At 41.1% G+C, this 10,669-nt stretch carries 13 protein-coding genes and 1 pseudogene; 11 read left to right on the top strand and 3 right to left on the bottom strand.

The features are described from left to right. From F6K38_RS28375 to F6K38_RS28345, 7 genes are all read left to right on the top strand, one after another. Positions 1-1,062: DUF3326 domain-containing protein (locus F6K38_RS28375; protein ID WP_287358407.1), on the top strand; the 1,062-nt coding region annotated here is incomplete at its 5' end. A gap of 3 nt (positions 1,063-1,065) precedes the next feature. Beyond that, entirely contained in the window at positions 1,066-2,385 is a 1,320-nt protein-coding gene (locus F6K38_RS28370; RefSeq protein WP_287358405.1) for a DegT/DnrJ/EryC1/StrS family aminotransferase, read from the top strand. Between the two features lie 65 nt (positions 2,386-2,450). Next, positions 2,451-3,320, top strand: a complete 870-nt coding sequence (locus tag F6K38_RS28365; protein ID WP_287358402.1) for a phytanoyl-CoA dioxygenase family protein — start codon at positions 2,451-2,453, stop codon at positions 3,318-3,320. Positions 3,321-3,366: 46 nt separating this feature from the next. Then, complete coding sequence (locus F6K38_RS28360) at positions 3,367-4,242, top strand: hypothetical protein (RefSeq protein ID WP_287358400.1); 876 nt, start codon at positions 3,367-3,369, stop codon at positions 4,240-4,242. 65 nt (positions 4,243-4,307) lie between these two features. Next, positions 4,308-5,117: a class II aldolase/adducin family protein gene (locus F6K38_RS28355; RefSeq protein WP_287358398.1), complete on the top strand. Its 810-nt coding sequence runs from the start codon at positions 4,308-4,310 to the stop codon at positions 5,115-5,117. Between the two features lie 8 nt (positions 5,118-5,125). Beyond that, complete coding sequence (locus F6K38_RS28350; protein ID WP_287358396.1) at positions 5,126-6,709, top strand: phytoene desaturase family protein; 1,584 nt, start codon at positions 5,126-5,128, stop codon at positions 6,707-6,709. Positions 6,710-6,747: 38 nt separating this feature from the next. After that, entirely contained in the window at positions 6,748-7,698 is a 951-nt protein-coding gene (locus F6K38_RS28345; protein WP_287358395.1) for an NAD(P)-dependent oxidoreductase, read from the top strand. Between the two features lie 15 nt (positions 7,699-7,713). On the opposite strand, the gene F6K38_RS28340 is transcribed toward F6K38_RS28345, so the two are convergent. Further along, complete coding sequence (locus tag F6K38_RS28340; RefSeq protein WP_287252945.1) at positions 7,714-8,265, bottom strand: Uma2 family endonuclease; 552 nt, start codon at positions 8,263-8,265, stop codon at positions 7,714-7,716. Between the two features lie 242 nt (positions 8,266-8,507). Here F6K38_RS28340 and F6K38_RS28335 point away from each other — a divergent pair, with 242 nt between their 5' ends. From F6K38_RS28335 to F6K38_RS43625, 4 genes are read left to right on the top strand one after another with little or no spacing between them, the layout of a single operon-like run. Beyond that, positions 8,508-8,843, top strand: a complete 336-nt coding sequence (locus tag F6K38_RS28335) for a transposase family protein (protein WP_287358394.1) — start codon at positions 8,508-8,510, stop codon at positions 8,841-8,843. A gap of 36 nt (positions 8,844-8,879) precedes the next feature. Next, entirely contained in the window at positions 8,880-9,116 is a 237-nt protein-coding gene (locus F6K38_RS28330) for a hypothetical protein (protein WP_287358392.1), read from the top strand. Then, positions 9,065-9,340 (top strand): hypothetical protein, encoded by a 276-nt coding sequence (locus F6K38_RS28325; RefSeq protein ID WP_287358390.1) that lies wholly within the window; start codon positions 9,065-9,067, stop codon positions 9,338-9,340. The genes F6K38_RS28330 and F6K38_RS28325 overlap by 52 nt, the downstream gene beginning before the upstream one ends. Positions 9,341-9,345: 5 nt before the next feature. Then, positions 9,346-9,642, top strand: coding sequence for an ISAs1 family transposase (locus F6K38_RS43625; protein ID WP_353737228.1), 297 nt, complete (start codon positions 9,346-9,348; stop codon positions 9,640-9,642). Between the two features lie 146 nt (positions 9,643-9,788). Here F6K38_RS43625 and F6K38_RS28320 read toward each other — a convergent pair. Then, positions 9,789-10,040, bottom strand: a pseudogene (locus tag F6K38_RS28320) (XisI protein); the annotation flags it as partial. A 262-nt stretch (positions 10,041-10,302) separates the two neighbouring features. Then, positions 10,303-10,527 (bottom strand): hypothetical protein, encoded by a 225-nt coding sequence (locus F6K38_RS44460; RefSeq protein ID WP_502709605.1) that lies wholly within the window; start codon positions 10,525-10,527, stop codon positions 10,303-10,305. Positions 10,528-10,669 lie beyond the last annotated feature (142 nt).

Genomic DNA, 10,669 nt, shown 5'->3' with positions numbered 1-10,669 from the left:
GTTAGTATTATTCCCACCGGAGTCAGAGCAGAAATTGGTGGTTTTGCCGGAGATGCGACTCCTAGTACCAATCTGTTAGCCTCCGCTTGTGACTATCTGGTGACAAATCCCAATGCCGTTACAGCGTCGGATATTTATTTCGGTCAGGATAATGTGCTTTATCTGGAAGGGAATCTGATTTGTCAGTTACTCCTGGGTAATATTGGCGTAATTCCAGAGAAGCGCAAAAACATTGCAGCGATTATAGAAAAGCCAAGAGATGAGCGATTTTTAAACAATGTTATTAATGCTCTCAATGGCTTGCGTGCTGTGGGGGGAATTAATATCGACCCTGTAGTCGTAACGGGTGGCCCAGTGGAAACCGCCTGTACCTATTCCCAGTATGGTAATGCTTCTGGGGAATTTAAAGGTATGGACGAGTTGATGAAGGCTCTAGATGTGGTGGAAAATTCTTCCGCTAGGGCGGTGGCTTTAATGACTACTTTGGAAGTAGACGATAAAATTCGTCAAGCTTACTACCGAGGGGAATCTATCCCGAATCCTTGGGGCGGTGCGGAAGCAATTATGACCCACATGCTCACTAATTTTTATCCCTTTACTGCTGCCCATGCACCCTTATTATTGGAGTGGGAACATACGGGATTTGGGAAATTAGTAGACCCTAGGGATGGTGCAGAATTAATTTCGAGTGCCTATGTTTGTTCCCCTCTCAATGGTTTAATCAATTCTCCCCGTCCGGTAAGGTTTGATACTCCTGTAGCAGCAGGTGAAACCAGGATATCGGTGGAGAATGTTTCGGCGGTGGTAATGCCAGAAACAACCGTGGGAAATATTCCGTTCTTAGCGTCTTTAGACCAAGGTGTGCCCGTAATCTTAGTTAAAGATAATACCACTAAATACGATATTACCCCGGAAAAACTGCAAATCGAGACTCAAGGCAACCCGATATATCGTGTCAATAGCTACATGGAGGCGACGGGATTACTGTTAGCCTTACGTAATGGTATTGCAGTGGAAAGTACAATTCGCCCGATGCCGCAACTTCAGCCGATTTTTCTGTAGCTTATGAGTCAACCTTCTTCTGCTTATCATTTGATCGCATCTCATAATCAGGATGTGCAGGTGAGTCTTTATACTCCTGCCCACCAAGGAATTGCTCAAAATAGCGTACGCCTCAGTGAAGAAATCTATCAATATGATGCACCGTTCCTGACTCGCCCTCGCACTGAGAGCATAGAAAAACATTTCTCTGAAATGTATGGCACAAAGCATACCTTTTGGCTAACTGGGGGAGGGACTCAAGGGGTTTTAACCGCTTGTGCTTTATTGGGTACTCAGTACAAGCGAGTGGCGATCGCTCTTAACAGTCATATTGCCACCATAAACGGCATCATTTTAGCAGGATTAGAGCCTTATTTTATTCCTTCTGTGTCTTTGATGCCCACTACCTCCGAGGTTATTTCTGCATTAGAAACCAGTGGTGTATCAGCTTTGTTACTCACTCATCCGAGTTATGAAGGTGTAACTCTCGATCTGGTTAAGATAGCTGATTACTGTCGCGTATGCGATATTGCTTTAGCAGTGGATGAAGCCCACGGGAGTCATTTTCCCTTTCTGGACGAACAATGGCAATCGGCGATCGCATTTAAGGCAGATATCGTCACCCATAGTATGCACAAATATACTGGGAGTTTGGTACAGACGGCTTTATTGCATTTACCAACTGACTCTCGGTTTACTGTTGAACAAGTGATGGGGGTTTTGCCTTTATTTGAAACAACGACCCGCAGTAACCTGTTAATGCTGAGTATTGAAGATGCGATTAAGAAGGGATATTCTGAGGAAGGTCAAGGGTTATATTGGCAAGCCATTCAGGAATGCGATCGCCTGCGCAGTCAATTGGATAATTACGGCAAGGTGTTAACTTACGATCCTCAAGTTAGCGATCCTCTGAAACTCTATTTAAAAAGCGATCGCACTACGGGAGAAGAGTTAGCAGAGCTGTTTTACGCTCGCGGGATCGATGGGGAATTTGCTGGTGAAGAGGGATTGTTATTAATTTTCTCTTTCCATCACAATCAACAAGATTTCCAATTTATGAGAGAAACCTTAGCAGCAATTGTGCCGATTCTGAGGGAAAAAGCACCAAAAGATACTTTACCTGACAGTTACTTTTGCCGTCGCCCTCAAATGAGGACTTTACCTAAAGATGCTTTCTTTAGCCGGAAAGAAAAGTTCCCCATTGGGCAAGCATTAGGTAAACTAAGCGGTTGCTCTATCAATAAAATTCCCCCAGGAAGTCCAATTTTGATACCAGGAGAAGAAGTGACTAATTGGCATCTCAAAGTTTTAGAATATAACACCATGATTGATATCATTTGTTAACTCATAAAAGTAATATTATTAACACAGTATGGTTTTCTGGATTGCTATCAATTACCTAATAAAAAATGTCTTCACTAGTAAACAAAATTACCTTATCCCAAACCGATAAAGAATTCTTTTGGAAAAATGGATTTATCAAGCTAAACAGATTATTAACCTGGGAAGCTACAGATAAATTACGGGATCTAACCTACAACTCTAAGCAAATAACCAAAGCTCCTGAATACTATACTGGGGATTTTTCCAGAATTGGTTACGGTGTAGAAAATGCTGTCACCCACCAGATCTATTCTGAGGAAAACTTTAAATACACTCTCAAGCAATTAATCGAGAATGAATTAACTTTCATCGAAAGTGTGGGATTTGAATTAAAGCCCAACAAAAGAGGATTTTATTTCCACCTGGATGTAGCTAGTTTTAGCTTTATTCAAGCAGAAGATTTAGCTTATTCTATTTGGATACCCCTAGTTCCCATTAATACCAAAGAGCAGCACGGAGGGATGGCATATGTACCTCAAAACGTTTATCCTTCCTCTGGGTATTTTTCCCTTATTTATGAACTAGTACAACACGAAAATATTGCCGAATTTTGTCAAACTGAAGATTTTAATTTTTTTAACTTTCCCCATGCTTCCAAAGTGGAAGAATTGATTCTAGAGAAAAATAAAGTAGAAGATGACTTTGAAGTAGGTGATGCTCTGTTACTAAACAAATTTGTTTGGCATAGGAGTGCCCCCCTGAGGGCAGGAAAGTTACCTTCGAGGATGGCATACACAATGCGTTTTGTGGATTCCCAAGCCCGCTATGGTAAAAAGTTTCTTGATGATTTTAATTACATGGTGAAAGCTATGGGGGATGATCCTTTAACTTCCTTTGGGTATAAATTAACCGATCTGAAAGAGGGTGATTTAATCTCTAAGAGTAAATTTGTTTAGAGCTCTAACTTATTCTAACTCCTACATCCTAACTTCTTAAAAGCTTATGTCTTTGCTAGTCAACAAAATCACTATATCCCCAGAAGAAAAAAACTCTTTTGCTGAGAATGGGTTTATCAAAATAAAAAAACTGTTTACGGATGAAGGTATCGATAAATTAGGGTATCTAACTGCCGAATCCAATCAAGTAAAAAAAGTTCCCGAATCTTACAGTGGAGATTTTTCCAGAGTAGGCTATGACCTAGAAAATGCTGTCACCCACCAGATCTATTCAGAAGAAAACTTTAAAAACACCCTCAAGCAATTAATCGAAAATGAATTAATCTTCACCCAAGGTGTGGGATTTGAATTAAAACCAAACAGAAAAGGATTTCATTTTCATCTAGATTTAGTTAGCTTCAACTTCATTAAACCAGAGGATTTAGGATATTCCCTATGGATACCACTAGTTCCAATTAATACGAAAGAGCAACATGGAGGGATGGCATATGTACCGCGAAAGGCTTATCCCACCTCTGGGTACTATGCCCTTCGGTACGAACTAATACAACACAAAGATTTTGCAGAATTTTGTCAAACCGAAGAGTTTAATTATTTTGAGTTTTTCTATGCTTCTAAAGTTGAAGAGATGGTTTTAGAGAAAAATAAAGTAGAAGATAGCTTTGAAGTGGGTGATGCCCTTCTACTAGACAAATTTGTTTGGCATAGAAGTGTCCCCCTCCAGGAGGGAAAATTACCATCGAGAATGGCATATACAATGCGTTTTGTCGATTCCCAAGCCCGCTACTCTAAAATATTTCTTGATGGTCTATACTCCCTGATCAAATCGAAAGGCGATGAGACTTTAACTTCCTTTGGTTATAAATTAACTGACCTTAAGGAGGGTGATTTAATCTCTAAAAGTAAATTTGTTTCATGCTAATTAAATTTCGTAGCATGACTGTTTACTGTAAATAATCAATCAAATAAAACATAAAAAAATAACCCATGAATGGAAATATAAAAAGTTCCAATCCAAATAATACCATAACTCCCTTTTATTCCCAAGAAGAACGAAACTTGCGCATAGATCTTGCTGCTGCTTACCGCTTGATTCACTATTATGGGATGACAGACATGATCTACACCCATATTTCCGTGCGTATTAAGGAGGAGCCACCAATATTCCTCATTAATCCGTATGGTATGATGTTTGACGAAATATGTGCATCAAATTTGGTTCCAGTGGATGCTAATGGCAACAAAATTGACCCGGCAGACGCGGAAGTAAATCCTGCTGGATTTACAATACATAGTGCTATTCATTTAGGTTGCCCTAATGCCCATGCAATCATCCACACCCATACTGTTAGTGGCATGGCTGTTGCTGCTATGGAAGAGGGTTTGTTGCCCCTTAACCAAATTTCGATGGAATTTTATAATCGGGTTGCCTACCATGATTATGAGGGCATCTCACTTAACCTTGATGAGCGAGAAAGGCTGGTGGCATCTCTGGGAGACAAGAAATGTTTAATCCTCCGTAACCACGGTCTTTTAACTGTAGGTCAAACACTGGCTGAGGCATTCTTCTATATGTACTACCTGAATAAGGCGTGCGAGATTCAGGTTAATGTATTAAGTAGTAACGCCAAGCCGATTATACCACCACCTGAGATTTGCGAACATACAGCAAAGCAGTTCGAGGGTCCATTCCTCCAGAACGACCGAGAATTCCAACTGGTATGGGAAGCTAATCGCCGTTTGCTTGATCGGCTAGATCCCTCCTATATTGACATACTCCCAGCCAAGTTACCCTAGGAAAAATCATGCCATCTTCAAATCTACAAAAAAGCTACGATGTCGTTATCGTCGGTGGTGGACACAATGGACTAATTGCAGCCTGTTATCTTGCCAAAGCGGGTCGCTCAGTTTTGGTGCTAGAACGACAAGATAAGGTAGGAGGAGCAGTTGTTTCAGAACAACTATTTCCAGGTATTGAAGCGAAACTCTCAGTGTATGCCTATCTAGTGGGAATGCTCCCACCAAAAATCATCTCAGATTTAGATTTAAATTTTAAATTCCGACAAAGAAATCCCGCTTCCTTCACTCCATTTGATAAAAATGGGAAACATAAGGGTTTATTGATTAGTAATGAATCTGAAATAGTCACTGAGCATTCCTTTAAGCAACTCACCGGAAATTTAGAGGAATACCAAAGCTATTTCAAGTTTCATCAACTGCAAAAGTCTTTAGGAAAGCACATCTGGCCTTCGTTGCTTGAACCGATGCAGACCAGAGATGAGATTAAAAATCGCTTTCAGACGCAAGAAGAAAAGCTAGCTTGGCAGTTATTTATAGAGCAACCCTTGGGAGTTGCTATTGAAGAATTCTTTCAAAGCGATTTGGTGCGGGGTTTAGTATTCACAGATGGAACTATTGGCACCTTTACCCATCCCCATGACTCTTCCTTACAACAAAATCGGACGTTTCTTTATCATATTATTGCCAATGGTACAGGGGATTGGTGTGTACCAGTGGGTGGTATGGGGAAGCTGACAGAGGAACTTGTTGCTCAATGCAAAAAAAATGGTGTGGAGATACTCAACCATGCTGAAGTCACCAAAATAGAGCCAGACGAAGGGCAAGCAACCGTAAAGTTTCAACATAATAACCAAGAAAGCTATGTCAGTGGAAGATATGTCTTAGTTAATCTTGCTCCGAAAAAACTTTCCCAACTGTTGAGTGGGTATAATCCTCCCAACGATTCCAAAGATGAAGGATCGTTTGTCAAAATTAATATGGTTTTAAGGAAGTTACCCCGTTTGAAGGCAGATTACGATCCTGTAGAGGCATTTACTGGAACATTCCATGTCAACGAGGGTTATCAAAACATCATCGATAGCTACAAAATGGCTTGTGAAGGAGTGATACCAGAACATCCCCCTGGCGAGTTCTATTGTCATAGTTTAACGGATGATTCTATCCTCTCCCCATCTCTGAGAGCAGAAGGTTACCAGACCCTAACTTTATTTGGATTGGAAATGCCTTATAGCTTATTTGTTAAAGACAATGAAACAGAGAAACAGAAAGTATTGGAGAGGTATCTTAATGGGGTAAATCAATATTTATTAGATCCCATAGAAGATTGTATAGCGCGGGATGAAAATGGTCAACTTTGTGTTGATGTCGCAACTCCAGTGGATGTGGAACGAGAAGTGGGCATTCCCACAGGTCATGTCTTCCATCAATCTCTTTCCTGGCCTTTTGTAGAATCAGAGGAAGAACGGGGAATGTGGGGCGTGGAGATTGGCTTTGATAATATCTTCCTGTGTGGTTCTGGAGCCAAACGGGGAGGATGTGTTAGTGGAATTCCAGGGCATAATGCAGCCATGAAGATTATAGGGGGTTGATGCTAAGGATTACTTGATGCTGTTTTTCAGTCTAAATTATGAAAGTTTTATTGTGTAGCGATAGCGCAACACTAGCAGTGAACTTACTAGCATCACAACTATCAGACCATGAAATTATCACCTGTCCCTCAGATACTATTATCAAGTATTTAGATAGTGTTGATGTTGTGGTACCTTGGATGGCTAAGATTGATGCTTCAATCATTGCCTCTGGACACTTTGGTTTAGTGCAAGAGTTTAGTGTGGGTATAGAAACTATAGACATTGAGGCAGCTACTCGTGCTGGAGTATGGGTAGCACATGTACCTGGGAGTATTTCTGGGAATGCTGATTCCGTTGCCGAACATGCCATAATGCTAATGCTCATGCTTTCGCGACACATGACAACCACACAGCAATCATCTAAAAGTGAAGACTGGAGTGCAAAAGCAGGTATTGCCTTATTGGGAAAAACAGCTTGTATCGTTGGACTTGGTGACATTGGTACAGCATTAGCGGTACGCCTAAAAGCTTTTGGAATGCGTCTTGTTGCGGTTCGGCAACACCCAGAACGTGGTGCGTTACCAGAAACAGGGATAGAAAAAGTTTACGGCTCTAATGCTCTTTCTGAAGCGTTATCAATTGCTGACTATATTATCTTGTGTGCGGAGTATACTAAAAACACTCATCATCTGATTAATCAGAACACACTCGCAGCAATTAAACCTGGAGCATTTCTCATCAACGTAGCACGGGGTGGTTTAGTGGACACATATGCCTTAGAAGCAGCACTAGAGAAGGGAGATTTAGCAGGAACTGGTCTTGATTTCGTTGACTCCCCCACGGATTCTCTTCGTCAGCAAAACGTAATTATTACTCCACACATTGCTGCCATAACCGAGGTAAGTTACGATGGTATGGCGGCTGTGGTGATTGATAACATTAAACGCTACGCACGAGGTGAACAGCCACGATACACCATCAACACGCCTCATAAGTTACGACGCTGAGAGTGATTATCTGTTCTAATCAAACTCAGGTGCCCAAACTTCCACAACAGACAATTCCCACCCACAAAGTAATTCCGGTACTTGCAGCACATCCCCATCCTCTAGCATAACCATTACCTGATTGAGACGATAAACTTCCATGGTGCGAGTTCTCGGATCCACTAACACCCCAACTTTAGTTCCCAATTCCAGAAATTGCTGGATCTTCCGGCGTAATTTAGCCAAACTATCAGTTCTAGATTTAACTTCAAACATCAAGTCAGGAACTAACTCCGCGTAACCTTCTGTAGTGCGAGGTAAACGTTCAGCTAGGATAAAAGAAGCATCGGGAGCGCGGATATCTCCATCTTGGTTAGGTAAACGAAAACCACCACTAGAAGCAGTTACCCTGCCTAGTCTACGAGGTCGTACCCAATTTGATAACTGGGCAACAATTGCAGCAGCTACTTGATCCGATTCTAACCCTGAAGGACTCATAACAATAATTTCTCCACCCACTAGTTCCATCTGATAATCAGGATGTTGAGCTTGCAGCTTTTCTAAGTCTTTTACTGTTAAACTAGGCATTGTTAAAATCTCCTATTTATTTATAGCGGTTATTGCATTTATGAGGTACAATTATAAACCTCAAAGTCCCCCTTATTAAGGGCAGGGCTGTTTCATTATAGAGTAAAAAGGTGTATATTGAAGCAATAGCCCGAAAAATGGCCTAATTACCATTATATACCCAAATCATGCCGAAAAGCTTAATCGACGTTTCTCTTGCAAATACCTGATCACCGAGATCCTCATGGTCTTCGTCATCCTCTATGGCTGGTGCTTCTAATCATAATTATGGGGTGACGCAGAGTGGTTATTGGGGTTATCGACAATTGGGTAGATTTGTGGAACGCCACCGCAGAGAATTAATTAGTATACTTCAAATTCCTTGTGCTCGTGTTCCTTCTTATTCAGCAATCAGAAGAGTCATGATTAATTTAGATTACGAAGAACTCCAAGTTGTGTTTAATCAATGGAGTAAACAATATAGTCTGATTCCCTCTAATGAATGGATATCCCTGGATGGTAAGAGCCTCAAAAATACTGTTAGTAACTACAATCAGGCTCAACAAAACTTTATCAACTGTGTTTCGGCTTTGTCTTGATGCAGTCGCTCATGGGGGAAACCACGGCAGTCGCTCATGGGGGGAACCCCCAAGACCGCGCTGCCTCCCCAAGACCGCGCTGCATCGCTTTCTCATCAAAGAGGATTAGTTTTAGGGCTAAAAATGATGTCAAACAAACAGGAAAGCGAAATAACCGTGGTTCGAGACTTAATTGAGTTATTAGATTTAACCGGTGTCGTATTTACTTTTGATGCTCTTCATTGTCAAAAAAAACTCTGGCAGCCATTGTCGAGTCAGGGAATGACTATCTAGTTAAAGTCAAAAAAAATCAACCCAAATTATATCAACAAATAGAAAGGGAATCAAACCAGGTTACACCACGACAAAAAGTGCGCCATCATGAAAAAACTAGAAACCGTAATACTGTACGTAAAATAGAAGTGTTTGAGCCACCGAAAAACCTTGATCCGAAATGGATTGGAGTGGGTTGTATCATTAAGTTGAACGTAGTGGAACTCGCGGTAATGAACCCTTAAAAAGCATTAGTTATTATCTTTGTTCTTTACCACCTCAATCTCGCCGTCTGGCCGATGGAATTAGAGAACATTGGCTGATTGAAAATTCGCTTCATTGGGTCAAGGACGTCATCTATGAGGAAGATACTAGTCCTCAAAGATCAGGATTTGCTCCAAAAAACTTATCTTTGCTCAAAACATGGGTTTTAACCCTTCTTCGAGCACATGGGTTTCATTCTATCAAGGCAGCAATCAGTGAAGCGATGCAGCGCGGTCTTGGGGGTTTCCCCCATGAGCGACTGCATCAAGACAATGAGCCATAATTTGACCTATATCCTCAGTTTTTGCACTTAAGAGTAATTATCTCTGATTATCTTCTATTTTAGTGAGAATGAAACAGCCCTGCTTATTAAGGGGGATTTAGGGGGATCCCTTTTTACCTCATGGAAAATAGAATTGCTATATTTAATCAATCAACAGCAAATCCAGTATATTGGCGTTTAAAAGGAGCATGGTAAGCTAAGACAATATCTTCAGGAGGAACACCCCATTCTACTAATTCATTAGCAACGCCAATTTCTGTGCCATCATGTTGTATCCAAATTTTGTCGTTTTTAAGGTCAATTTGGAGAACACAGCCTCTTCGCCGATTTCCGTGCCACCCCACGTTCATCAGTTGATAGTGATCTCCTTGAAGATCAAATATTTTTTGGACTTCAATATCTCCATCTTAAAGACGGGAAGGGGACTCCCGTTATAAACGTTAGTTTTAGCGGGAGACGGGGCGTATAAAGTGCGGACGCAGGTTCCGCACACAGCCCCTTGGGAATTCCCGCAGATAAATAAAATGAGCGTGCATAGAATCAGTATTAATTAGCTTGGTATTCATAACCGTCAGCTTTAAAGATTTTCTGTAAGTACTTTGGATGTACATCAATTTTTTGGTCAGAAGTCTGTTCGCGAAGCGTGGCCTACGGCCTCCGCTACGCGAACGGCTTTGCCGAAAGTACAAAACTTGGGCGATGACGAATAGCTATACGGCCTGTGTACTTTCCGGCATATTTCCCTTTTTTGATATCAGCTTTGACTATATCTCCCGTTTGAAAACCCCTGAAGAATTTAGCGGCAGGAGCATGAGCCTTTGGAAAACCGTATTTATTTGGTCGGCATCTTTGACGAACACCATGACCTTTAGCTGTAATTGTCAATGGCTTCACTCCGTTAGACCTCTCCAAAAAACAAACTTATGGTAAAATAAGATAAAATTAATCACTTTTATCAACCTCAAAAACCATGAGCTACACTTGGAACTACATCCAAAAAAATCCTAAACAAACAAAAAGATTGCTA

This window comes from Moorena sp. SIO3B2 (genome assembly GCF_010692525.1).
Lineage (GTDB): Bacteria > Cyanobacteriota > Cyanobacteriia > Cyanobacteriales > Coleofasciculaceae > Moorena > Moorena producens.
This window is presented reverse-complemented; position numbering and strand designations above follow the sequence as displayed.

Bases quoted from the DNA above. Each gene is read 5' to 3' on its own strand.
- F6K38_RS28345 (WP_287358395.1), top strand. From the start codon at position 6,748: ATGAAAGTTTTATTGTGTAGCGATAGCGCAACACTAGCAGTGAACTTA.
- F6K38_RS28365 (WP_287358402.1), top strand. From the start codon at position 2,451: ATGTCTTCACTAGTAAACAAAATTACCTTATCCCAAACCGATAAAGAA.
- F6K38_RS28340 (WP_287252945.1), bottom strand. From the start codon at position 8,265: ATGCCTAGTTTAACAGTAAAAGACTTAGAAAAGCTGCAAGCTCAACAT.
- F6K38_RS28370 (WP_287358405.1), top strand. From the start codon at position 1,066: ATGAGTCAACCTTCTTCTGCTTATCATTTGATCGCATCTCATAATCAG.
- F6K38_RS28350 (WP_287358396.1), top strand. From the start codon at position 5,126: ATGCCATCTTCAAATCTACAAAAAAGCTACGATGTCGTTATCGTCGGT.
- F6K38_RS28335 (WP_287358394.1), top strand. From the start codon at position 8,508: ATGGCTGGTGCTTCTAATCATAATTATGGGGTGACGCAGAGTGGTTAT.
- F6K38_RS28360 (WP_287358400.1), top strand. From the start codon at position 3,367: ATGTCTTTGCTAGTCAACAAAATCACTATATCCCCAGAAGAAAAAAAC.
- F6K38_RS28355 (WP_287358398.1), top strand. From the start codon at position 4,308: ATGAATGGAAATATAAAAAGTTCCAATCCAAATAATACCATAACTCCC.
- F6K38_RS28330 (WP_287358392.1), top strand. From the start codon at position 8,880: ATGGGGGGAACCCCCAAGACCGCGCTGCCTCCCCAAGACCGCGCTGCA.